Source organism: Mycobacterium sp., from assembly GCF_040509115.1.
Taxonomy (GTDB): domain Bacteria; phylum Actinomycetota; class Actinomycetes; order Mycobacteriales; family Mycobacteriaceae; genus Mycobacterium.
On the sequence record NZ_JBEVLO010000199.1, the window covers coordinates 1 to 23,149 of the forward strand.

20 protein-coding genes are annotated in these 23,149 nt (G+C 68.5%); 16 read left to right on the top strand and 4 right to left on the bottom strand.

The window, feature by feature from the left end:
- From ABW137_RS14035 to ABW137_RS14065, 7 genes are all read left to right on the top strand, one after another.
- Window positions 1-434 (top strand): DUF6198 family protein (locus tag ABW137_RS14035; RefSeq protein WP_526400880.1); only part of this gene is annotated, 434 nt, incomplete at its 5' end.
- Window positions 383-1,237, top strand: a complete 855-nt coding sequence (locus ABW137_RS14040) for an ABC transporter ATP-binding protein (RefSeq protein ID WP_526400882.1) — start codon at window positions 383-385, stop codon at window positions 1,235-1,237. The genes ABW137_RS14035 and ABW137_RS14040, both read left to right, overlap by 52 nt.
- 50 nt (window positions 1,238-1,287) lie before the next feature.
- A complete protein-coding gene (locus ABW137_RS14045) occupies window positions 1,288-2,085 on the top strand; it encodes an NUDIX hydrolase (protein ID WP_526400925.1) in 798 nt (265 codons plus the stop codon).
- Window positions 2,082-2,723, top strand: a complete 642-nt coding sequence (locus ABW137_RS14050; RefSeq protein WP_526400884.1) for an enoyl-CoA hydratase — start codon at window positions 2,082-2,084, stop codon at window positions 2,721-2,723. The genes ABW137_RS14045 and ABW137_RS14050 overlap by 4 nt, the downstream gene beginning before the upstream one ends.
- Window positions 2,724-2,819: 96 nt before the next feature.
- Window positions 2,820-3,842 carry a class I SAM-dependent methyltransferase gene (locus tag ABW137_RS14055; protein ID WP_526400886.1) on the top strand — a complete coding sequence of 341 codons (1,023 nt, stop codon included), beginning with the start codon at window positions 2,820-2,822 and terminating at the stop codon, window positions 3,840-3,842.
- Window positions 3,800-5,014: a THUMP-like domain-containing protein gene (locus ABW137_RS14060; protein WP_526400927.1), complete on the top strand. Its 1,215-nt coding sequence runs from the start codon at window positions 3,800-3,802 to the stop codon at window positions 5,012-5,014. Before ABW137_RS14055 ends, ABW137_RS14060 begins: the two co-directional genes overlap by 43 nt.
- A 64-nt stretch (window positions 5,015-5,078) precedes the next feature.
- Window positions 5,079-5,774, top strand: coding sequence for an esterase (locus ABW137_RS14065; RefSeq protein WP_526400888.1), 696 nt, complete (start codon window positions 5,079-5,081; stop codon window positions 5,772-5,774).
- A gap of 6 nt (window positions 5,775-5,780) precedes the next feature.
- Here ABW137_RS14065 and ABW137_RS14070 read toward each other — a convergent pair whose 3' ends face one another.
- Window positions 5,781-7,082, bottom strand: coding sequence for a BamB-related PQQ repeat family beta-propellar protein (locus ABW137_RS14070; protein WP_526400890.1), 1,302 nt, complete (start codon window positions 7,080-7,082; stop codon window positions 5,781-5,783).
- A 123-nt stretch (window positions 7,083-7,205) separates the two neighbouring features.
- Between ABW137_RS14070 and ABW137_RS14075 the strand changes: the two genes are divergently transcribed.
- Together ABW137_RS14075 and ABW137_RS14080 are read left to right on the top strand one after the other, a co-directional pair.
- Window positions 7,206-7,943, top strand: coding sequence for an acyltransferase (locus ABW137_RS14075; RefSeq protein ID WP_526400892.1), 738 nt, complete (start codon window positions 7,206-7,208; stop codon window positions 7,941-7,943).
- Window positions 7,944-8,003: 60 nt separating this feature from the next.
- Window positions 8,004-11,183 carry an ATP-binding protein gene (locus tag ABW137_RS14080; RefSeq protein WP_526400894.1) on the top strand — a complete coding sequence of 1,060 codons (3,180 nt, stop codon included), beginning with the start codon at window positions 8,004-8,006 and terminating at the stop codon, window positions 11,181-11,183.
- A gap of 13 nt (window positions 11,184-11,196) precedes the next feature.
- On the opposite strand, the gene ABW137_RS14085 is transcribed toward ABW137_RS14080, so the two are convergent.
- The 3 genes from ABW137_RS14085 to ABW137_RS14095 are packed head-to-tail and all read right to left on the bottom strand — an operon-like array spanning window position 11,197 to window position 14,848.
- The gene (locus ABW137_RS14085; RefSeq protein WP_526400896.1) at window positions 11,197-12,477 is read right to left on the bottom strand and encodes a glycosyltransferase family 4 protein; all 1,281 of its coding nucleotides are present in this window, start codon (window positions 12,475-12,477) and stop codon (window positions 11,197-11,199) included.
- Window positions 12,474-14,054 carry a 1,4-alpha-glucan branching protein domain-containing protein gene (locus ABW137_RS14090; RefSeq protein WP_526400898.1) on the bottom strand — a complete coding sequence of 527 codons (1,581 nt, stop codon included), beginning with the start codon at window positions 14,052-14,054 and terminating at the stop codon, window positions 12,474-12,476. The genes ABW137_RS14085 and ABW137_RS14090 overlap by 4 nt, the downstream gene beginning before the upstream one ends.
- Entirely contained in the window at window positions 14,051-14,848 is a 798-nt protein-coding gene (locus tag ABW137_RS14095) for a class I SAM-dependent methyltransferase (RefSeq protein ID WP_526400900.1), read from the bottom strand. The genes ABW137_RS14090 and ABW137_RS14095 overlap by 4 nt, the downstream gene beginning before the upstream one ends.
- A gap of 208 nt (window positions 14,849-15,056) precedes the next feature.
- Here ABW137_RS14095 and ABW137_RS14100 point away from each other — a divergent pair, with 208 nt between their 5' ends.
- The 7 genes from ABW137_RS14100 (at window position 15,057) to ABW137_RS14130 (ending at window position 23,140) form a co-directional block, all read left to right on the top strand.
- Window positions 15,057-15,851, top strand: coding sequence for an electron transfer flavoprotein subunit beta/FixA family protein (locus ABW137_RS14100; RefSeq protein ID WP_526400902.1), 795 nt, complete (start codon window positions 15,057-15,059; stop codon window positions 15,849-15,851).
- 54 nt (window positions 15,852-15,905) lie between these two features.
- A complete protein-coding gene (locus ABW137_RS14105; protein ID WP_526400904.1) occupies window positions 15,906-16,862 on the top strand; it encodes an electron transfer flavoprotein subunit alpha/FixB family protein in 957 nt (318 codons plus the stop codon).
- 83 nt (window positions 16,863-16,945) lie between these two features.
- Window positions 16,946-19,699 (top strand): ATP-binding protein, encoded by a 2,754-nt coding sequence (locus ABW137_RS14110; RefSeq protein WP_526400906.1) that lies wholly within the window; start codon window positions 16,946-16,948, stop codon window positions 19,697-19,699.
- An 86-nt stretch (window positions 19,700-19,785) separates the two neighbouring features.
- A complete protein-coding gene (locus tag ABW137_RS14115) occupies window positions 19,786-20,529 on the top strand; it encodes an SDR family oxidoreductase (protein WP_526400908.1) in 744 nt (247 codons plus the stop codon).
- Window positions 20,530-20,540: 11 nt separating this feature from the next.
- On the top strand, window positions 20,541-20,936 hold the full coding sequence (locus ABW137_RS14120; protein ID WP_526400910.1) for a cupin domain-containing protein: 396 nt from the start codon (window positions 20,541-20,543) through the stop codon (window positions 20,934-20,936).
- Window positions 20,929-21,585 (top strand): nitroreductase, encoded by a 657-nt coding sequence (locus tag ABW137_RS14125; RefSeq protein WP_526400911.1) that lies wholly within the window; start codon window positions 20,929-20,931, stop codon window positions 21,583-21,585. The genes ABW137_RS14120 and ABW137_RS14125 overlap by 8 nt, the downstream gene beginning before the upstream one ends.
- A gap of 70 nt (window positions 21,586-21,655) precedes the next feature.
- Entirely contained in the window at window positions 21,656-23,140 is a 1,485-nt protein-coding gene (locus tag ABW137_RS14130) for an FGGY-family carbohydrate kinase (protein ID WP_526400913.1), read from the top strand.
- The last annotated feature ends 9 nt before the right edge of the window (window positions 23,141-23,149 follow it).

Sequence of the window (23,149 nt, forward strand, 5' to 3'; positions counted from 1 at the left end):
TCACGGTCGACGCCGCATTGGCCGTCTTGCCGGAGCCAACTGGCCTGCCCGTGCGCATCGCGATGATGCTCGGCGCCGTCCTGCTCAACGCCGTGTCCACCGTGCTGTACATCGGCGCCGGACTGGGCCCCGGCCCGCGCGACGGCCTCATGACGGGGCTCGTTGCCCGGACCGGGCTGCCGGTCGGCGTGGTCCGCACCGCCATCGAGGCCACCGTGCTGACGGTCGGCTGGCTCCTTGGCGGAACCGTCGGCGTCGGCACCGTCGTGTACGCCTTCGGCATCGGCCCGCTGGTTCAAGTCATTCTGAAGGTCACGCCACGACGGTGGCTCGCCGCCAGCGGGTGGTCATTCACCGAACCCCGCCTGACTACGATGAGCGAGTGCCAGCCGCCCGTGACGATCGTGAAGACACAGTCGACCCAGACCTGCTGATCGACTTCACCAAGATCACCCTGCGGCGCGGTGGCAAGAATCTCGTCGGGCCCGTCACCTGGGCGGTCGAACTCGACGAACGTTGGGTCGTGATCGGACCCAACGGCGCTGGCAAGACCTCGTTGCTGCGCATCGCGGCCGCCATGGAGCACCCGTCCTCGGGCACGGCCTACGTCCTCGGCGAGCGGCTGGGCAGGGCCGACATGTCCGAGCTGCGGGCGCGAGTCGGACTGAGCTCGTCGGCGCTCTCGCAGCGCGTGCCAGAAGGGGAACTGGTCAAGGACCTGGTGGTGTCGGCCGGTTACGGGGTGCTGGGCCGATGGCGGGAGCGCTACGAGGACGTCGACTACGAGCAGGCGGTCGACATGCTGGAAAGCGTTGGCGCGGAGCATCTTTCGGACCGCACGTATGACACGTTGTCGGAGGGGGAGCGAAAGCGGGTGCTGATCGCCCGCTCGCTGATGACCGACCCGGAGCTGTTACTGCTCGACGAACCGGCCGCGGGCCTCGACCTCGGTGGACGCGAGGAACTGGTGGCGCGGCTGGCCGACCTGGCCGCCGACCCCGACGCCCCGGCGACCGTCCTGGTGACCCACCACGTCGAGGAGATCCCGCCGGGGTTCAGTCACGGCCTGATCCTGTCGGAGGGCAAGGTCGTCGCCTCCGGTCTCCTTGACGACGTCCTCAACTCGGAGAATCTGTCCAAGGCGTTCGGCCAGTCCATCGCGCTGGAGCTCATCGAGGGCCGCTACTTCGCTCGGCGAACGCGCAGCAGGGCGGCGCACAGAAGGGCGGCCACGTGAGTGAGGCCTCCGCCGACGCGCCACTGCCGCCCCGGCCCGCTGCCACCGTAATGCTGGTGCGCGACACGCCCTCCGGCATCAAGGTCTTCCTGATGCGCAGGCATTCGGCCATGGCCTTCGCGGCAGGAGTCACGGTGTTCCCCGGCGGCGGGGTGGACGATCGCGACCGGAACGCAGACATCGCCTGGTTCGGCCCCGAGCCGGCGTGGTGGGCGCAGCGGTTCGGCGTCGACACCGGGCTGGCCGAAGCCCTGGTCTGCGCCGCCGCGCGCGAGACATTCGAGGAGTCCGGGGTGCTGTTCGCGGGGCCCGCCAATTCGCCGGACGGCGCGAAGAAGATCGTGGGCGATGCCTCGGTCTACCGCGACGCCAGGGCCGAATTGGCCAACAACTCGCTGTCGTTCGCCGACTTCCTGCGCACCGAGAAACTGGTCCTGCGTGCCGACCTGCTGCGCCCGTGGGCCAACTGGATCACCCCGAAGGAAGAGCGCACCCGCCGCTACGACACGTTCTTCTTCGTCGGCGTCCTGCCCGATGGGCAGCGAGCCGACGGGGACAACACCGAGACCGACCAGGCGGCGTGGGCGACCCCGCAAGCCGCGCTCGACGACTTCGCAGGCGGCACGACCTTCCTGCTGCCGCCCACCTGGACCCAGCTGGACTCGTTGAACGGCCGGACCACCGCCGAGGTGCTCGCCGTCGAACGCCGGATCGTGACCATCGAGCCGCACCTCGAGATGCACGACGGCAACTGGGAGATCGAGTTCTTCGACAGCGAACGCTACAACGCGGCCCGCAATCGGAGGTCACCCGGCAAGGGCGCCTCGGCCCCGGGCGCGACTTCTTGAACGAGTTCGTCAGCGCCCACGTCAAGGACGGCGTCGGCACCCTGCTGCTGTCGCGTCCACCGACCAACGCACTGACCCGGCAGGCCTATCGGGAGATCGCCGCAACCGCCACCGAACTCGGCGAGCATGCCGACGTCGCCGCCGTCGTCCTCTTCGGCGGCCACGAGATCTTCTCCGCGGGCGACGACGTCCCCGAGCTGCGCACCCTCGACGCCGAGGGCATCGCCTCGGCGGTCCGGGTGAGCATGGCCGCCGTCGACGCCGTCGCGGCGATTCCGAAGCCGACGGTGGCCGCGGTGACCGGTTACGCGCTCGGCACCGGCCTGACCCTCGCCCTGGCTGCGGACTGGCGCATCAGCGGAGACAACGTGAAGTGGGGCGTCACCCAGATCCTGGACGGGCTGGCGCCGCCAGAGGAGGCCGCGCAGCGATTGGCGCGCGCAATCGGCGACAGCAAGGCCAAGGAGCTGACGTTCACCGGACGCTTCGCGGCGGCCGAGGAGGCGCTGGCCCTTGGCTTGACCGATGAGATGGTGGCACCGGACGGGGTGTACGACGCCGCCGTGGCATGGGCGGCGCGGTACGTCGACGCGTCCGCGCAGGTCCTGGCGGCAGCCAAGGCCGCGTTCGGCCGATGAGCGCCTGCGTGAAGGGCGCCTGCGTGAAGGGCGCGTCGAGCGCCCAGGCACCCGCTAGGGCGGACCGCGCCAGGGCGGCCCGTTAGGCTGCCCTTCATGACGAGTACCGATCGTGAGCCACGCTTCGATGGCGAACCGGCTCTCCGGCCCGATGCCGCGGCCGCTCCGGTCCCCAATCCCCACGCGACGGCCGCGCAGGTCGAGGCGGCCCGCCACGACACCAAACTGGCCCAGGTGCTGTACCACGACTGGGAGGCCGAGACATACGACGACAAGTGGTCGATCTCGTATGACCAGCGGTGCATCGACTACGCCCGCGGCCGCTTCGACGCGATCGTGCCCGACGACATCCAGCGCGCCCTGCCCTATGACCGGGCGCTCGAGCTGGGGTGTGGCACGGGCTTCTTCCTCCTCAACCTGATTCAGTCCGGGGTGGCTCGGCGCGGCTCGGTCACCGACCTGTCGCCCGGGATGGTCAAGGTCGCCGTGCGCAACGGCCAAGGCCTCGGGCTGGACGTCGATGGCAAGGTCGCCGACGCCGAGGGCATCCCGTACGAGGACGACACGTTCGACCTCGTCGTCGGACACGCGGTGCTGCATCACATCCCGGACGTCGAACTGTCACTGCGGGAGGTCATCCGCGTGCTCAAGCCCGGCGGCCGATTCGTCTTCGCCGGCGAGCCGACCACCACCGGCAACGTCTACGCGCGCAACCTGTCGACGCTGACGTGGCGGGTCGCCACGAGTGTCACCAAGCTGCCAGGCCTCGAAGGCTGGCGCCGTCCGCAGTCCGAACTCGACGAGTCCTCGCGCGCCGCCGCGCTGGAGGCGATCGTCGACCTGCACACGTTCGAGCCCAGCGACCTGGAGCGGATGGCCACCAACGTCGGCGCCGTCGACGTCAGGACCGCCAGTGAGGAGTTCACCGCGGCCATGCTCGGCTGGCCCGTGCGCACCTTCGAGGCATCGGTGCCACCGGGCCGATTGGGTTGGGGCTGGGCCAAGTTCGCGTTCAAGAGCTGGACAACGCTGAGCTGGGTCGACGCCAACGTGTGGCGCCACGTCGTGCCGAAGGGCTGGTTCTACAACGTGATGGTCACCGGGGTAAAGCCGTCCTGAGGGGTGGCCTGAGCTTCACGGTCGACGCCGTCGCCTACCTCGGCGGCGCGGACGGACGGGGCGCCCTCGCAGAGGTGGCTGAGCTGGCGCTGACCGATGCCAGCCGGATCTCCGACGTCGCATCGGTGCGGGACCGCTTCGGTGACCGCGCCGCCGCGCTGATCGAGACGACGCTGCTTCGCCGCCGGGCCTCCGCCAAGTTCGACGACGCGTCGGGCTGGCTCTTCACCGAGGAGGCACTGGAGCAGGCCACCGCCGAGCCAGTCGCGACGCACCGTGCTGGGCGACTCGCGGGGCGGGTCGTCCACGACGTCACGTGTTCGGTCGGAACCGAGCTCGCGGCGCTGCGCGGCACGGCCGACTACGTCGTCGGCAGCGACCTCGACCCGGTGCGCCTGGCGATGGCGCGGCACAACGTGGCCGGGGTCGAGCTCTGCCGGGCCGACGCCCTCCATCCCATCACTCGCGACACCGTCGTCGTCGCCGATCCGGCGCGGCGCATCGGTGGCCGACGTCGGTTCGATCCGCGGGACTACACACCACCACTCGACGAGCTGCTCGCCGTCTACGCCGACCGTGACCTCGTCGTGAAGTGCGCTCCGGGAATCGATTTCGACCAGGTGGGGAGGCTCGGTTTCGTCGGCGAGATCGCGGTCACCTCACTGGGCGGCGGGGTGCGGGAAGCCTGTCTGTGGTCTGCGGGCCTGTCCGAGCCTGGGGTGACGCGCCGCGCCACCATCCTCGACCGCGCCGAGGAGATCACCGACGCCGAGCCCGACGACTGCCCGGCCGGTCCGGCGGGCCGCTGGATCGTCGACCCCGACGGAGCCGTGGTGCGAGCGGGTTTGGTGCGGCACTACGGTGCCCGGCACGGCCTCTGGCAGCTCGACCCGGCGATCGCCTATCTCACCGGGGACACCCTGCCGGACGGCGTCCGCGGATTCGAGGTGATCGCCGAGCTGAACTTCTCCGAACGTACACTGCGGCAAGAACTTTCAATTCGCGACGTCGGCGCGGTGGAGATCCTGGTGCGCGGTGTCTCCGTCGACCCCGACGTGCTGCGGCCGCGCCTGCGGCTGCGCGGCTCGCAACGGCTCACCGTGGTGATCACCAGAATCGGGGCGGGAACCGCGAGCAGGTCGGTGGCCTACGTTTGCAAGCCCTCCCGCTGAACCCGCGGGTAATGTGGCGACGGCGGCGCCGGTGCCGCACCCATCGGTGGAGGTTATTCGGCAGATGCGTCATTCCTCACTGGCTCTGGCCATCTCAGCGGTCGCGGTGCTCGGTTGGTCGGGTGTCGGGGTCGCGTCCGCCGCACCACCGAAGTGCGCCGACCTCGGCGGTGCCATCGATGCCGATCAGACATGCCAGATCCAGGCCACCGATCCCGCCTACACGATGTCCATCAGCTATCCGATCGACTATCCCGACGTCCAAGCGGTCTTCGACTACGTCAAGCAAACGCGTGACGGGTTCCTCAACGTCGCGAAGATGCCGGATTCGCGCAGTCAGCCATACGAATTGGAGACCACCGAGACCGAGTTCAACTCGGCTGTCCCGCCGCGCGGCACACAGAGCGTGGTGTTCAAGACCTACCAGGGTGTCGGCGGCGCGCACCCGACGACGTTCTACAAGTCGTTCACCTGGGATCAGGGCCTGCGCAAGCCAATCACCATCGACACCCTGTTCCGGGAGGGCACGCAACCGTTCCCGATCATCCTGCCGCTGGTGCAGGCCGACGTGGACCGGCAGTTGGGTCAGTCGATGCCCATTTCGCCCGAGGTGGGCCTCGACCCGACCAAGTATCAGAACTTCGCCATCACCAACGACTCGCTGATCTTCTTCTTCGGACAGGGTGACATTCTGCCCGAGGCAGCCGGAGCGCTGCAGGTCACCATCCCGCGCGGCCCCGTCGACTTCATGATCACGTAGAACGAGTCACGCAGGAGCGAAGCCGAAAACCCGGCCGTCACTGGTTGCCGTCACGACCCGTCGGTCGTGGCCGATCGACACCCCGACCGGAAAGCCCGTCGCACCCGGCAGCGGATACGTGTTGAGGGTCTTGCCGTCGGCGGGCTCGAAGGCGAGCAGCGCCATGCCCTCGCCGTCCCGCACCACGGTGTAGGCGACCGAGTCGCCGCCGAGGCTCGACGTCGAGAGTGGCTCGACTTCGTCACGGGTCCACGCCACGTCGGCGTGATCGCCGGAGTCCTTGACCGCGACCAGCTTCGCGTCCGGTCCGCCGCCCGACACGATCAGCCCGTCCGGGGAGATCGATGGCGGAGTCTGCGGCTGGAAGTCCAGCGGCACCGACCACTTGGCCGTGCCGTCGGAGGTGTTCAGAGCCCAGAGTCGTTCGTCGCGGCCGTTGACGTAGACGGTGTTGCCGTCGGCCGACAGAACGGGGCTGGCGAGTGGCCCGCCCACCACGGCGGTGCTGGTCCAGTCGCGGGTCAGCACGGCGGCCTGCCCCGGCTGGTAGCGCAGCCCGACCACGGCGGGCGCCTCGGCGTCGGGCTCCCACAACGTCATCACGACCATGCCAGCGGCGGCGGAGAACGCCGGTGCGGCGGCCACCGGGCACCGCGGCCGGCCCAGCTGGCAGTCGGCTAGACCTCGTTGGGAGTCCTTGGGGTCGACGCCCTCGACGAGGTCGAGTGGTGCACCGACGACGGTGCCGCGGTGCGCGTCCAGAACGAGCACCTGCCCGAGATGGGTGACGACGAGCAACTGGCCGGGGTCCAGAAGGCGTGGTGTCATCGGCAGCCCGATCACCGGATTGCGCCAGCGGATCCATTGCGTCACGGGGAAGGACATGATCGCGCCTGGTTGACCGACGTAGACGTTGTCGAATCCGTCGAGCAGCGGACTGGACAACCCGCCGCCCTGCCACAACCGGGTACACCAGCGTTGGCGGGCGCGGTTGTCGATCTCCCACACCATCAGGGAGCAGCCGCCCGCAGTCTGCGCGTTGAGTGCAAGGTAGCTACCGGAGCCAAGCGCGGGCTGGGAGTCGACCTCGCCCTTGGCCGAGCGGATCCAGTCCAGTCGCAGGGCGCCCGCCCCGTCGACGGCCGTGTAACTGGTGTTGCCCGCGTCGCCGTACTGCGCGGGCCAACCACTGGCCGGATGGGCCTCGACCCAGGAATCGGTGTTGCCGCATGCGCCCGAGAGCAACGTCGTGAACACCGCGGCCGCCACGGCCGTTACGCGGCGCACGATCACTCGGGGAGCAGGCATCGAGTCCCGAGACTATCCCGACGCCCGGTGACTGGGCGGGAGCGGGCAACAGCGTGGCGAGCTGGACGGACCGACGAGCGCTTGCGCGAGGAGCCGGACAGGGGGGCAGTAGGCTGTCCGGCCATGACCACGATGTGGGGCGCCCCGATTCACCAGCGCTGGCGGGGTTCACGACTACGGGATCCCAGGCAGGCGAAGTTCCTCACCAGGGCGTCGCTGAAGTGGGTTCTTGCGAACAAGGCGTATTCACCGTGGTACCTGGTCCGCTACTACCGGCTGCTGAAGTTCAAGCTGGCCAATCCCCACATCATCACCCGCGGCATGGTGTTCCTCGGCAAGGGCGTAGAGATCCAGGCGACGCCGGAGTTGTCCACCATGGAGATCGGTCGCTGGGTGCACATCGGCGACAAGAACACCATTCGCTGTCACGAAGGCTCGCTGCGCATCGGCGACAAGGTGGTGCTTGGGCGCGACAACGTGATCAACACCTACCTCGACATCGAGTTGGGGGATTCGGTGCTGATGGCCGACTGGTGCTACATCTGCGATTTCGACCACAAGATGGACAGCATCGAGCTGCCGATCAAGGACCAGGGCATCATCAAGGGCCCGGTGCGGATCGGGCCGGACACGTGGGTGGCCGCCAAGGTGACGGTGTTGCGCGGGACGTCGGTGGGGCGTGGTTGCGTTCTCGGTGCGCACGCCGTGGTCAAGGGCGACATCCCCGACTTCTCGATCGCGGTGGGTGCTCCGGCGAAGGTGGTCAAGAACCGCAAGCTGGCGTGGGAGACCTCGGCTGCCGAGCGCGCCGAGTTGGCGGCGGCGCTGGCCGACATCGAGCGCAAGAAGGCCTCCCGCTAGGCGTTCGGTCATGCTGGAGGTTCGGCCGCGGCATCGACGCCGCAGTGCCACGATATTGACGTGAACGACGGTGGGGGACCGGCGACTCCGCACAGCTGCCGAAGCTGTGGCAACGAAGCGCGTGCGGACGCGCGGTTCTGTGACTGCTGTGGTGCGCGGATCTCCTCGGAGCGCTTGCGCGCCGAATACAAGCAGGTCACCGTGCTCTTCGCCGACGTGGTGCGTTCGATGGACATGGCCTACACGCTCGGCGCGGAACGGCTGCGCGAGATCATGGCCGAGGTGTTCGGGTGTTCGTCGATGGTGGTGGAGCGCTACGGGGGGACCATCGACAAGTTCACCGGCGATGGTCTGATGGCAGTCTTCGGCGCGCCGGTCGCGTTGGAGGATCACGCATTTCGCGCGTGCCTCGCCTCGTTGGACATTCAACACGAGGTCGAGCGCTGCGCCGTCGACGTCGAGCGCCGCGACGGCATTGCGTTGCGACTACGAATCGGTCTGAACTCTGGCGAGGTGGTCGCCGGCGAAATCGGTACTGGCCCTTCGAGCTACACCACCATCGGCGAGCAGGTCGGATTGGCGCAACGAATGGAGTCCGTGGCGCCGCCCGGCGGGGTGATGCTGAGTCAGTCGACAGCCAGTCTCGTCGCCGGTGTTGCCACGCTCGGCGACGCCGAATCCGTCCGGATCAAGAATGTCGCGACGCCGGTCATTGCCCGTCGGTTGCTAACCGTCAGGTCCACAAGGGGACGTCGCAGTCGGCAGCTGTCGACTTTGGTCGGACGCGACTGGGAGCTGAGCTCCATCGTCGGGGTCCTCGACCAACTCGTCGAGGGACGAGGTCGCGTCGTCGGCGTGGTGGGGCCGCCAGGCATCGGCAAGAGCCGGTTGGTCGCCGAGGCAGTCTCGGCTGCTGAAGGCCGAGGAATCAAGGTCTTCACGACCTACTGCGAGTCACACACCCGCGAGATCTCGTTCCACGTCGTGGCGCGACTACTTCGAGACGTGTTCGAGATCGAACACGTTGCCGATGACGCGGCGCGTGCTGCGGTCAAGACCCGGCTGGTCGACGCCGACGCGGAGGATCTCCTGCTGCTCAACGATCTGCTGGGCATCCCCGATTCCGAGGTGGGTCTTCCCGACATCGATCCAGATGCGCGCAGGCGGCGGATCAGCGCTCTGTTGAGCGCCGCAGCGCTGGCACGCTCGGCCCCAACGGTGTACGTGCTCGAGGATGCTCACTGGATCGATCAGGTGAGCGAATCCATGATCGCCGAATTTGGGGCGGTCATCGGACGCTCGCGCTCTCTGCTCCTCTTCACATTTCGACCGGAGTATGACGGGCTACTGAATCGGCTACCGAGTTCGCAACGCATCGCGCTGGCCCCACTCTTCGATTCGGAGTCCGTTGTGCTTGCCACCGAACTGTTGGGGTCGGATGCGTCGGTGACGCCGCTGGTTCAACAGATCACGGCCACAGCTGCGGGCAACCCATTCTTCGCCGAAGAACTCGTGCGTGATCTCGCCGAGCGCGGTGTCGTCGACGGAACTCCTGGCACCTACCGATGCGCTGTGGACTCCGCAATCATCCGTGTTCCCGCATCGCTTCAGGCCGTCATCGCCGCCCGTATAGACCGGCTGACGCTGACCTCGAAGCGACTTCTGAACGCCGCGGCCGTAATCGGGCACCGTTTCGACGCAAGCCTTCTGGTAGCACTGGTGGACGTCGCAGGCGTCGACGACCTTCTCAAGGCCGAGCTCATCGATCAGGTGGCCTTTACGCCGCGGGCCGTGTACGCGTTCCGTCATCCCTTGATCCGCACAGTGGCCTATGAATCGCAACTACGCTCCGACCGAGTTCGATTGCACGAGAGGCTGGCCGCGGCCCTCGAGGGGATGAACACTGCCGACGAGAACGCGGCGTTGATCGCCGAGCATTTCGAGGCGGCGGGGGACATGGGGTCCGCATACGACTGGCACATGCGCGCCGCGGCGTCAGCGGCGAGCAGGGACATTCGCGCGTCGCGGACGAGTTGGGAGCGGGCGAGGCGGGCCGCCGATCTCCTCTCCTCCGACCGGCCAGACACGATACCAATGCGTATCGCCCCCCGAATGTTGTTGTGTGCCAATGCATGGAGGGAGTGGGGAGGTTCGACTGACGGTTTGTTCGCCGAGCTCAGCGAGCTTTGTGTGGGATCGGCCGATGCCGTGTCGAGGGTGATCGGCATGGCTGGGCGCGTGACGGCATTGATCTTCGAGGACCGTTTCGCCGAGGCATCGCGAGTGGCGTCAGACCTCGTCGATTCGACGGATACCATCGGCGATCCGTCATTGGCCCTTGCCACCTTGCCCGCGGCTAGCAACGCCAAGTTGCAGAGCGGAGAACCGATCGAGGGACTTCGGCTGGCCCAGCGGACGATTGAACTCGCTGAGGGTGATGCCACGCGGGGTGGCATCTTCCTCGGGTCGCCGCTTGCCTTCGCGATGACCTTGCGTGGTGCGAATCGGCTATGCCTCGGGATCTCCGGCTGGCGTGCCGATTTCGATGCGGCGATCGAGATGAGCCGTGGGCTCGATGCAACCACGTACGCAGCGGGGATCCTGTTCAAGTACGCGTTTCCGATACACAACGGGGCCTCACGCACTGACGAGGTGGCGCTTCGCGACTCGGCCGAGGCCGTGTCGGCATCTGAGCGCGCGAGCGATGATTTCGCGCTCGGGGCAACACAATTGGCTCGCGGCATGGTTCTCATCGACCAACCACCGTCCAGGCGCGCTGAAGCTCTGGACTGGCTCGACCGCTATCGCCAGACCGCTGCGCGACAGCGAGTCTCAGTGGACTGGGTGCGTTGGGTGGACACCGAGCTGGTGAAGGAGAAACTCCGGCGGGGCGACGTGGACGGCGCGGTGGAGCTGGCACGTAAGAACTGCGACGCCATGTTCGCGTGCGGCGAGATGACGTCTCGCGGCCCTGCGGTGAGCGCTCTCGTGGAGGCGTTGATGAAGCGCGGCACCGCACGTGATCGAGCCGAAGCGAGGTTCGCCGTGGACGGCCTCGCCGCGGTACCGACCGACCCTGGCTACGTCCTGCACGTCCTCCCATTGCTGAGGCTGCGCGCCCTGTTGGCAGAAGCTGATGGCAATGAGGCCGAGTACGTGGACTATCGCGATCGGTATCGAGTGATGGCGAATGACCTTGGTTTCGAGGGGCACATGTCCGTGGCGGCGGCGATGAAGTAGCGCCCGCTAGCCACTACCTTCCCGGGAGCGCGTGTTCCACGATGACGCGACGCCGATGCGGTTCCCGCTCACGGCGCTTGGCGGCGAGGTACACCTGCGCGGTCTCGGCGGCCACGGTGTCCCAGTCGAACGCCGAGTCCAGGCGTTTGCGGGCCGCCACGGCGCGCCGTTGGGCTGCCGCCGGATCGTCGAGCGTCGCACGGACCGCGGCGGCCAGGGCCGTGACGTCGCGCGGCGGGAAGGACATTCCCGTCTGGCCGTCCAACACCGCCTCGCCAAGACCGCCGACGTTGGACGTCACCAGGGGCGCGCCCGTCGCCGCTGCCTCGAGTGCGACGATGCCGAAGGGCTCGTAGTGACTGGGCAGCACGGCGGCGGTGCAGTCGTGCAGCAGTGCGACCAACCGCTCGTGATCCACCCGCCCGACGAAGTCGACGGCCTTGATTACCTTGTGCTTTCGCGCCTGCTCGATTAGCCAGTCCTGTTGGGTTCCTTCGCCGGCTATCGTCAACGTGGTACCGGGATGGGTGCGCCGGATACGGGGGAGCGCGGCAATCGCGTCGTGCACGCCCTTCTCGTACTCCAGGCGGCCCAGGTACAGCAGTCGGGCCGCACCTCGACGCGGCGTGCGGCGGGCGAACGGCCATAGCGCAGAGTCGATTCCGTTGCGAATGACCCGCGACTCGGCCAGCCCAGGGCCGAAGAGTTCGGTGATCTCCTCACCCATCGATGCCGAACACGTGATGAGTGAATCGGATTCGCGCACCAGCCACGATTCGACGGCGTGGACCTGGCGGCTGATCTTGCCGGAAACCCAGCCCGAATGTCTGCCCGCTTCGGTGGCGTGAATCGTGGAAATCAGTGGTACGTCGAAGTGTTCGGCCAGCGCTATCGCGGGATGCGCGACTAGCCAGTCGTGGGCGTGGACGACGTCGGGCCGCCATGGCTTGGCCGAGCGCCTGCCGGACGTCTTGATGGCGAGACCGGCGCGGATCATCGAATGTCCCATGGCCAGCGTCCAGGCCATCATGTCGGTGCCGAAGTCGAATTCGTGTGGATCCTCGGCCGCCGCGACGACGCGGACGCCTTCACTGACGTCGTCGCCGGACGGGTGGGTACTCGGATCGGTGCCCGACGGCCGACGGCTCAGCACGACGACCTCGTGTCCGGCGTCGGCGAGGGCGGTGGCGAGGTGATGGACGTGGCGACCGAGCCCGCCGATCACCACCGGGGGGTACTCCCACGACACCAGCAGGACCTTTACGGCCGGCTCCGCCGAGGGGTTGGCGGTCATCGGGGAAGCCGCCTCGCGTCGAGGGCGCCGAACAATCCGTCCGCGCGATTCCAACCGTCGGCCAGGCGCTGCGCGTGTTCGCGACGTCCTTCCGCGAGCGCGCCCGCGATCTCCCGGGTGGCGTGTGCATGGAGGTGGGCGCGGTAGCGGGCATAGTCGGCCGCGGTGTCCTTGCTGACCATGAACGGCCAGTCGCTGGACACGGTGAGAAGCGCCTCGCGCAGGATCTGGTCGGCGATCGTGTCGCGGGGCGTCGGTGAGCCGACCGAGGCATTCTGCATCAGCGCCTTGTCGACGGTGGCGAGCGCGGTATCGACCACTTCGGCGTTGAGGGCGACGATGTCGGCGACCTGGTCTCCCGACCACACCTGCCAGTCCTTGCCCGAACCCCAAGAGCTGGCGGGCAATTCGACCGGCGAGCCGACGAAGCCGGCGTCGATGGCGTCGGACAGCGTGCCGACGCGCACGCCGGCCTCCGGCAGCGCGCGCAGCACCCGTTCCAGCCAGATGGGGCCCTCGTGCCACCAGTGGCCGAACAACTCGGTGTCGAAGGCCGCGATGACGTGGGCGGGTCTGCCGAGCCGTTCGGACTCCGAGGCAAGCCTGCGCCTAACCACTTGGACGAAGTCGGCGACGTGGACGTCGACGGCGCGGTCGGCGCGGTCCGGTTCGTAGGGCGCCTTGTCGTCGGAGGCCACGGTGCGGCCGGTGACGCGGGCCGGTTTGAGGCCGGTGAGGTGGTCGAAGGTATAGAAGTCGCGGTAGGCGGCGTGGCCGGGATAACCAGACTTGGGCGACCACACCCGGTAGCTGACCCGCAGGTCGCGGCCGAAGGCAACGACGTCGGTGTCGCCCGAGGGACGACCCAGCGCGGTGTCGCCGTGGAGGGTGGGGCCGTCGACCATGAAGTGCGTGACTCCTGCGGCGGCGTAGTCCCGCTCCATGCCGGGGGCGTATGCGCACTCCGGTGCCCAGATGCCGCCGGGGGTGTGGGCAAAGCGCTGACCGGCGTCGGCAAGGCCCTCGCGCAGCGCGAACTCCCGCAGCCGGGGGTGCAGCAGTGGTTGGAAGGGATGCGCCAGCGGGCCGCCGAGTAGTTCGACGACGTCGGCGTCGATGAGCTCACGAAGGACGGGGCTGCCGCCGTGTTGCCAGTTCAGCGCGAAGTCGTCGAGTGCGCGGCCCGCGGCTTCGTACTCACGAATACCGAAGGCCCGCAACGCTTCCGATGCCGCGTATCCCGAGCCGGACTCGCCGGGTCGGGCCGCGGCCTCGCGCGCCCGCAGCTGCCAGTTGGCCAGCCAGTGCTGCATGCCCGTCAAGGTGTACGGGTCGTCGAGCTGGGCGGTCACGACGGGCGTCATGCCGAGGGTGAGCAGGTGGCCCCTGCCCTCGGACGCGAGTGTGCGCAGCACGCGCATCAGCGGGAGATACGACGCCGCCCAGGACTGGTAGAGCCATTCCTCGCCCACCGGCCAGCGGCCGTGGTGGGCCAGCCACGGCAGGTGCGTGTGCAGGACCAAGGTGAACAGGCCGGGCACGGCGGCGGGTGACTGCGCCGTGGCGCGGTCGGTCACGGGCGCACCGCGACGGCCACCAGATCCAGGCTCTCGTCGATGTCGCGGTCGTTCGCATCGATCAAGTCGAAGTCCGAGGTGCTGATCGACTCGACGTCGGCAAGCAGGTCGGCGGCCCAGGGCGCGTTCGCCAGCGCGCGCGTGATCTGGGCGTCGATGATCGAGCCGCCGTGGCGGGCGTCGAGCTCGGTCAGGCGAGCGCCATGGAACACCCCCAGCATGGCCTCGATCACCAGACCGGCGTCGGTGAGCAGCTGGGTGAGTTCGGCGGCGTTGAGTTCGCGCGTGTGGAACGGGTTGATCGGGGTGTCACGGCCGGGGGAGAAGGTGATGCGGTTCGGTGTGGACATCAGCAGGACGCCGCCGGGGCGAAGCACCCTGGCGCACTCGTCGACGAACTGCGCCTGATCCCAGAGGTGTTCGATGACCTGAAAGTTGACGACCACGTCGACGGCGGCGTCGGGCAGCGGCAACTCGGCCAGGTTCCCGTGCCGCATGTCGACCCGGGGGTAGCGGGCCCGTACGTGCGCGACCGCCGACTCGTCGTAGTCGAGGCCGATGACGTGCCGCGCCCCTGCGGCGATCAGGTCGGCGCCGTACCCCTCGCCGCAGCCTGCTTCGAGGACGTCGCGGTCCGCGCAGCGGTCGGCGAACCGCTGGTAGACCACCTCGTGGCGGCGGAACCAGTAGTTCTCCTCGGCCAGACCTGGCACCGTGCGTTCCCCCGTGAGGGGAAGAGCCCCCGCGGGGGACGGGACGGAGTCGGACGGCTCTTTGGTGAAAAATGCGCTCATTGCCAACGCAGGCTAACGCAGCAGTGGCGATTGTCACCCGCTCACGACCGGTTGCGACACCGACGGGGCGGGCAGATGGTTAGACAAGACCAGCTATGGTGATCCTGCGTCCGGCCTCAAGTTACCAACCAGTAACATGGAGGTCGTTGCATGAATCGTGATATGGGCAGGCCGGCTTAGGCCTCATCGAGGAGGACGAACCACACTCATGACGAACATCGTGGTCCTGATCAAACAGGTTCCTGATTACGAAGACCGGAAGCTCACCGACGGCGACTGGACGCTTGATCGTGCGGGCAGCGACCCGGTTCTCGACGAGATCAACGAAAAGGCCGTCGAGGTCGCGCTGCAGCTGAAGGAGAAGCACGCGGACGCCGACTACAACGTAGTCGTGCTGACCGCAGGCCCCGCAAGCGCCGAGACGGCCATCCGCCGCGCCCTGTCGATGGGTGCCGATTCCGGCTACCACCTCGTCGACGACGCGCTGGCAGGCTCCGACATCGTGCAGACCGCATGGGCGTTGGCCCGTGCGCTCGGTCAGATCGAGGACATCGGCTTCGTCATCGCAGGCAACGAGACCAGCGACGGCATCGGCGGCGCCGTGCCCGCCATCCTGGCGCAGTTCCTGGGCCTTCCGCAGCTGACGGCGATGCGCAGCATCGACATCGGTGACGGCAAGGTCACCGGCGAGCGCGAGACCGACGACGGCATCTTCAGCCTCGAGGCGTCTCTGCCCGCGATCATCAGCATCAACGAAAAGGTCGTCGAGGACGCCCGGTTCCCGTCCTTCAAGGGCATCATGGCCGCCAAGAAGAAGCCGGTCGAGAAGCTCACGCTGGAGGCCATCGGGGTCGAGAACGACGAGGTCGGCCGTGAGTACGCCGGATCCACGGTGACGTCGGCAACGCCGAAGCCGCCGAAGTCCGCCGGTGAGAAGGTCACCGACGAGGGCGAGGGCGGCAAGCAGATCGCTGATTACCTGGTGGCCCAGAAGCTGCTCTGAGCTTCTCCGATCTTCCCCCGAACCCCACATTTCATAGAGAGCGACTAAGAGGCAATGGCAGAAGTACTCGTGCTCGCTGAGCACGCTGACGGCAATCTGAAGAACGTCACCGGCGAATTGATCACCGCGGCCCGCGTGCTCGGTGAGCCGTCGGTGGTGGTGGTCGGCACTCCCGGCACCGCAGAGAAGCTCACCGAGGGCCTCAAGGCCGCCGGTGCGGCGAAGATCTATGCCGCGGAGTCCGACTCCGCCGAAGAATTCCTCGTCACGCCCAAGGTCGACGTGCTGCTCTCGCTGATCGAGTCGGCATCGCCGGTGGCCGTGGTGCTCGCCGCCAACGCCGAGGGCAAGGAGGTCGGCGGCCGTGTGGCCGCAGCCACCGGATCCGGCCTGCTGGTCGACGTCATCGAGATCAAAGAGGGCCCCATCGGGGTGCACTCCATCTTCGGTGGCGCCTACACCACCGAGGCCAAGGCCGAGGGTGAGGCTCCGGTCATCTCGGTGCGTCCCGGAGCGGTCGAGGCAGAGCCGACAGCCGGCGCAGGCGAACTGGTCACCGTCGAGGTGCCCGAGTCCGAGGGTGGGGTCACCAAGGTGACCTCCCGCCAGCCCGCGCAGAAGAGCGCGCGACCTGAGCTGACCGAGGCCAAGATCGTGGTCGCAGGTGGTCGCGGTGTCGGCAGCAAGGACAACTTCGGCGTCGTCGAGGAACTCGCCGACGCCTTCGGTGGTGCCGTGGGCGCCTCGCGTGCCGCGGTGGACTCCGGCTTCTACGAGGGGCAGTTCCAGGTCGGCCAGACGGGCAAGACCGTCTCGCCGCAGCTGTACATCGCCCTTGGCATCTCGGGTGCGATCCAGCACCGCGCCGGCATGCAGACCTCGAAGACGATCATCGCCGTGAACAAGGACGAAGAGGCGCCGATCTTCGAGATCGCCGACTACGGCATCGTGGGCGACCTGTTCAAGGTCACCCCGCAGCTCACCGAGGCCGTCAAGGCCCGCAAGGGCTGAGCAGGCCAACTCGATCGACGCGAAGGACCCCGGTGCACCACGTGCGCCGGGGTTCTCGCTTACCAAGGTCGTAACCTCTGACGATGAGCGACGATCCGGCGGCCCGTCAGCTGCGTGGTCGAGACGCCGAGCTCGGCGCTCTGGCCGATCTGGTGTCCGCCGCGCGCTCGGGTGACAGCCGGGTCCTTGCGCTGCGCGGTGAGGCGGGGATCGGCAAGACGGCGCTGCTCAATCACGCCGTACACGTCGCGACCGGGTTCACGGTCCTGCGCGCCGCAGGGGTGGAGTCCGACATGGAGTTGGCCTACGCAGGGGTGCAACAACTCTGCGCCCCCGAGCTGGATTGCATCGATCGGCTTCCCGATCCGCAACGTCACGCCGTCGAGGTGGCGTTCGGGCTCCGGGCAGGCGACGCGCCAGACCGGTTCCTCGTCGGGCTCGCCGTGCTGGGGCTGTTCGCGGCCGCCTGCGAGGCGGGGCCGGTGCTCGCCATCGTGGACGACGCGCAGTGGCTGGACCGCGTTTCGGTGCAGACCCTCAGCTTCGTCGCGCGTCGGCTCCTCGCCGAGCCAGTGGCGCTGGTGTTCGCGACGCGGGATCCCCTCGCCGACCTGGCGGGGCTGCCGGAGTGGGAGGTCCATGGCCTGGCCGACGTCGCGTCGGGCGAACTGTTGGATGGGGCCCTGCTCGGCAGGCTCGACGAGCGGGTACGGGACCGGATCATCGCCGAGTCGCGCGGAAATCCGCTGGCGCTGTTGGAGTTACCACGCGACCTTGGCCCCGCGGAGATGGCGGGCGGATACTTCCGGCCCGACACGCGCCCGATCCCCAACCAGCTCGAGGAACACTTCGTCCGGCGGATTCGCGCTCTTCCCGACGACGCCCGACGGCTGGTGGTCCTGGCGGCGGCCGAACCGCTCGGCGATGCGACGCTGCTGTTGCGTGCCGCGAAGGTGCTCGGACTGGCGGCCGACTGTGCGCTACCCGCCGAGTCCGACGGCCTCATCGAGGTCGGTGCGCGGGTGGGTTTCCGACACCCACTGGTGCGTTCGGCGGCCTACCGCGACGCGCATCCGGACGATCGCCGCGCCGCACACCGTGCCCTGGCCGAAGCGACCGACGCGATGCTCGACCCGGATCGTCGCGCATGGCATCGCGCGCACGCCGCCATCGGACCCGACGAGGCCGTCGCCTTCGAACTCGAGCGGTCCGCGGGGCGAGCGCAGGTCCGCGGTGGCACCGCCGCGGCCGCGGCGTTCCTGGCCAGGGCCGCCGAGCTCACGCCAGACCCCGCGCGGCGCGGTGCGCGGGCCCTCGCGGCGGCGGAGGCCAAGAGCGCCATCGCCGCTCCTGAGGCCGCCGCCGAACTCCTCGGCCTCGCCGACATGGCCCCGCTCGACGACGTTCAGCGAGCCAGGCTGACCCAGGTTCGGTCCCGGCTGCTGTTCAGTCGAAGCCGCGGAAGTGGCAGTGCGCCAATGCTCTTGGAGTCGGTTACCCAGTTCGCCGACACCGCGAGACGGCTCGAGGTGCTCGACAGGCGACTCGCGGGCGAAGCCCATCTGGACGCCGTCAACGCGGCGATGTACGTCGGTCGACTCGGCGGACCGGACCTGGTGCGCGAGACCGCCGCCGCTGCCGTTGCCGCCCTGAGCGGCACGACGTCCGACCGGCTCGTCGACCAGGTGACCTACGCGTTGGCGACCCGACTCACCTCGGGCCCCACCGCCGCACTCCCCGCGCTGCGCGCCGCAGCCGCGGCGATCTCGGCCGAAGACTGGCTGTGGCAAGCGTTTCCGATGGCACACGAAGCCCTCGTCCACGAGCCGTGGGACGACGAGGCGTGGTACCGGCTCTCGGGTGAGGCCGTGCGCATCGCCACCGAAGCGGGTGGCCTCGAAGTCCTTCCCCGCGCGCTCGTCAGCAGGGCAGGAATGCACGTGCAGGCCGGCGAGTTCGCCACCGCGAGGCAGCTGATCGCCGAGGCCGACGAGATCTCCTCGGCCGCAGGCATTGCGCCCGTCCGGTATCACCGCCTCGCGCTGCTGGCGTGGACCGGCGACGAGACCGCGACGATGCGCCAGGTCGACGCCACGGTCCGCGACGGTGTCGCGCGGGGCGAGGGAAGGGTGCTCGGACTGGCAGGCTTTGCGACGGCGGTGCTGTACAACGGGCTCGGCCGCTATCAGGTCGCCCTGGATGCCGTGGCCAAGTCGTGCGAGTACGAGGACACCGGCATCCACGCGTGGAGCCTCATCGAGCTGGTCGAGGCCGCCGTTCGCGCTGATCGTCACTCCGCGGCGGAAGCGGCGTTGGCATCGCTGGTCGAACGCACAACGGCCGCTGGCACCGAATGGGCGCTGGCGGTGAGGGCAAGATCCCTTGCCCTCATGAGCGACGGCACCGCCGCCGATGAGCTCTACGCCGAGGCCGTCGAACGCTTCGGGCGCACCAGGATCGCCGTGCACCTGGCACGGGCCAGGCTGGTGTACGGCGAATGGCTGCGTCGGCAGAATCGCCGCGTGGACGCCCGCGTCCAACTCCGGGCGGCGCACGACATGTTCATCGGCATGGGCGCCGAGGCATTCGCCGACCGGACCCGTCGCGAGCTGCTGGCCACCGGTGAGAAGACGCGCACACGCGCGACGGCATCCGGGCAGGCGCTGACCCCGCAGGAGCAGCAGATCGCCGAACTGGCGGGCGCGGGCCTGACCAATCCCGAGATCGGCGCCCAGCTGTTCATCAGTGCACATACCGTCGAATGGCACCTACGCAAGATCTTCGCGAAGTTGGCGATCCGGTCCCGTCGCGAACTCCGGGGCACCCGCACGTCCTAGCGGACTACGGACTTTCCAGGGTTCGACTGCCCCCGATCGGGTGCGAGGGTGGAACTCGTCAAGACACCGGAAAGGGGTTTCACATCATGAGAATCACCGTCGTTGGGGCAACCGGACAGGTCGGCTCCAAGGTCGTCGAACTGCTCACCGCCGAGGGGCACGAGGTCGTCGCCGCATCCCGCGACACCGGTGCCGACGTCATCACCGGCGCCGGGCTGGCCGAGGCGGTCGGCGGCGCGCAGGTACTGGTCGACGTGGTCAACTCTCCGTCGTTCGAGGACGGGCCGGTGCTCGAGTTCTTCACCGCGTCGTCGGCGAATCTGACCTCGGCCGCCAAGGCGGCAGGCGTCGGCCATTACGTTGCGCTGTCGATCGTCGGGGTCGACGGCTTGCCCGACAGCGGCTACATGCGCGCGAAGGTGGTGCAGGAGAACACGATCGTCGAATCGGGTTTGCCGTACACGATCGTGCGGGCCACGCAGTTCCAGGAGTTCGCCGAGGCGATCACCGGCTCGCTCGTCGTCGACGACGAGGTGCGGGCGCCAGATGCTCTGATCCAGCCGATCGCCGCCGCCGACGTCGCGGCCGAAGTTGCCCGCGCAGCGGTCGCCGCCCCCATCGACGGAGTGGTCGATGTCGGCGGCCCCGAGAAGATCTCGTTCGCGGAGATGGCCCGCGCGGTACTCGCCAAGCAGGGCGTCGACACGCCCGTCGTGGTCGATCCGTCGGCCACGTACTTCGGCACGGCCATCGCCGAGAGCAGCCTCGTCACGGGAGACGGCGCGACCCTGGCGCCCACCCACTTCGCCGATTGGCTGGCCACGCGATGAGCGGCGGCGACATGTCCGACCTGATGAACGCGATCACGACGATTCAAAGCGTCACACCACCTTTCATCCCCTCCAACGCCGAGGTGATGACCTCGATCATCGAGTGGCCCGCGGGCAGCAGCGGTGCGCCGCCGCACCGCCACCCGGGAGGCCCCGCCTTCGGTTACGTGCTGGAGGGGGAGATGGTGTTCGAGCTCGAGGGTGAGGCGCCGCGGGTGGTCAAGGCCGGGGAGGCGTTCTGGGAGCCCGGTGGCGACGTGATCCACTACTCGGACGCCAACAATCGGGACGACGTGCCGCTGCGCTTCCTGGTCAACATGATCTGCACGCCAGGCCAGCCGATGCTGGTGCTCGTCGAAGAGGACGAACTGGTACGACGCAGCGACCGCCGAATTCGCCGTGACTGAGCTCAGCGAGGTGATCCTGGCGCGGCATTCATCGCGAATGTTCTTGTTGGACAAGCCGGTTGAACGCGAGCTGCTCGACGAGGCATTCGCGCTGGCGATGCGGGCGCCGTCGAACTCCAACACCCAGCCCTGGCACGCCTTCCTCGCCACCGGCGACCGGCGCGCGCAACTCGTGACCGCACTGCTCGCTGCCGTCGACGCCGCGCCACCGCAGGTGCAGAGCGCCGGTCTGCCGCCCAGATTCGCCGAGCAGCGCCGGCGAGCAGGGGCGCTGGTGTACGGGGCGATGGGCATCGCCCGCGACGACGCCGCCGGCCGTTGGGAGGCGCAGCGGCGCAACTGGGAGTTCTTCCGCGCACCGGTGGCGGGAGTGGTGTGCATGCACCGCGACTTCGGCGACGTCGACGCCATCGGTGTCGGGATGTTTCTCCAGACGTTGTTGTTGGCCTTGACGGAGCGGGGCGTGGGCAGTTGCGTGCAGGTGTCGATCGCGCTGTACCCCGATGTCGTCCGCGAGCAACTCGAGATCCCCGAGGAGCTTTCGGTGCTGTGCGGACTGTCCATCGGGTACGCCGATCCCGACTTCCCCGGCAACGGCGCGCGGATGCCGCGCAACCCCGTCGAGAGCAACGTCGTGTGGGTGGCTTGACGGGTGCGGTCACGTCGAGCAGGTGCCCGATAGGTGCCGGCGCATGGCGGTCGCGACGTAGGGTTGCGCCGTGGACCTGCTTCTCGGAATCGACATGGGCACCGGGAGCAGCAAGGGCGTCCTGGTGGACGCGACAGGCGTGGTGATCGCGTCGGCGACGATTCCACACGCGATGAACCTGCCCCGGCCCGGCTGGGCCGAGGTCGACGCCGAGTCGACGTGGTGGCGCGAGGTGTGCGAGATCAGCCGCAAGCTGACCGCCGAGGTCCCCGCTGGCTCGCGCCTGGTCGCGGCGTGTGTCAGCGGTGTGGGTCCGTGCCTGGTGCTCTGCGACGACGCAATGACCCCGCTGCGCCCCGCGATCCTGTACGGCATCGACACCAGGGCGACCGCCGAGATCCGCTCGTTGACCGAGGAGTTCGGCGCCGAGGCGATCATGCGGCGGGCGGGAACCCAGCTGTCGAGCCAGGCCGTCGGCCCCAAGCTGGAATGGGTGCGCAGGCACGAGCCCGAGGTGTTCGAGCGCGCGACCGGCTGGTATGGGTCGAACTCCTACATCGCCGCCAAGCTGACGGGCGAGTACGTCCTCGACCATCACACCGCCAGTCAGTGCGACCCGTTGTACGAGACGAGCGAGTTCGACTGGAACGTCGAGTGGGCGGCGCGGATCTGCGGCGACCTCCCGCTGCCGCGACTGGTGTGGCCGAGCGAGGTGGTCGGCACCGTGCACGCCGCGGCGTCCGACGCCACCGGGATCCCCGCGGGCACGCCGATCGTGGCGGGCACGGTCGATGCCTACGCCGAGGCATTCTCGGTTGGTGTCCGCGCACCCGGTGACCAGATGCTGATGTACGGCTCGACGATGTTCCTGGTCCAGATCATCGACGAGTACCACAGCGATCCCGCGCTGTGGACGACGGCTGGCCTGGAGCGGGGTTCGCTGGCGTTGACGGCGGGCACGTCGACTGCGGGCAGCATGATCAGTTGGCTGCAGACGATCACTGGCGGCGCTCCGTTGGAAACCCTGATGGCCGAGGCGTCTGCGGTGCCTGCGGGCAGTGAGGGTCTCGTCGCGCTGCCCTACCTGGCGGGGGAGCGCACCCCGGTGTTCGACCCGCAGGCGCGGGGGCTGTTCGCCGGGCTCACGCTGCGGCACGGCCGCGGACATCTGTTCCGGGCTGCCTACGAGGGAATCGGCTTCGGGATCCGGCAGATCCTGGAGAAGTTCGACGACGCCCACACCGGTCGGCGGACCGTCGCGGTTGGCGGCGGACTGCGAAGCCCGATCTGGGCGCAGGCCGTCAGCGACATCACCGGGCGCCTGCAGCTGGTGCCGGAGCAGGCGATCGGCGCCAGCTACGGCGACGCCCTGATGGCGGCGATCGGATCCAAACTCGTTGCCCCGGAGACGGACTGGGCAAAGATCGCCCATGAGGTCACGCCCGATCCGGTCAACCGAGCGTTGTACGACGACCTGTACGGCGTGTGGCGCGAACTGTATCCGGCGACCAAAGAACTGGTGCACGAACTCGGTGAGATCGGCGGACGCGGCTAGCGCTTCCGG

Excerpts from the sequence above, each read along its gene's own strand:
- ABW137_RS14045 (WP_526400925.1), top strand. The coding sequence starts at position 1,288 with ATGCTGGTGCGCGACACGCCCTCCGGCATCAAGGTCTTCCTGATGCGC.
- ABW137_RS14055 (WP_526400886.1), top strand. The coding sequence starts at position 2,820 with ATGACGAGTACCGATCGTGAGCCACGCTTCGATGGCGAACCGGCTCTC.
- ABW137_RS14065 (WP_526400888.1), top strand. The coding sequence starts at position 5,079 with ATGCGTCATTCCTCACTGGCTCTGGCCATCTCAGCGGTCGCGGTGCTC.
- ABW137_RS14070 (WP_526400890.1), bottom strand. The coding sequence starts at position 7,082 with ATGCCTGCTCCCCGAGTGATCGTGCGCCGCGTAACGGCCGTGGCGGCC.
- ABW137_RS14075 (WP_526400892.1), top strand. The coding sequence starts at position 7,206 with ATGACCACGATGTGGGGCGCCCCGATTCACCAGCGCTGGCGGGGTTCA.
- ABW137_RS14085 (WP_526400896.1), bottom strand. The coding sequence starts at position 12,477 with ATGACCGCCAACCCCTCGGCGGAGCCGGCCGTAAAGGTCCTGCTGGTG.
- ABW137_RS14095 (WP_526400900.1), bottom strand. The coding sequence starts at position 14,848 with ATGAGCGCATTTTTCACCAAAGAGCCGTCCGACTCCGTCCCGTCCCCC.
- ABW137_RS14100 (WP_526400902.1), top strand. The coding sequence starts at position 15,057 with ATGACGAACATCGTGGTCCTGATCAAACAGGTTCCTGATTACGAAGAC.
- ABW137_RS14105 (WP_526400904.1), top strand. The coding sequence starts at position 15,906 with ATGGCAGAAGTACTCGTGCTCGCTGAGCACGCTGACGGCAATCTGAAG.
- ABW137_RS14110 (WP_526400906.1), top strand. The coding sequence starts at position 16,946 with ATGAGCGACGATCCGGCGGCCCGTCAGCTGCGTGGTCGAGACGCCGAG.
- ABW137_RS14115 (WP_526400908.1), top strand. The coding sequence starts at position 19,786 with ATGAGAATCACCGTCGTTGGGGCAACCGGACAGGTCGGCTCCAAGGTC.
- ABW137_RS14120 (WP_526400910.1), top strand. The coding sequence starts at position 20,541 with ATGTCCGACCTGATGAACGCGATCACGACGATTCAAAGCGTCACACCA.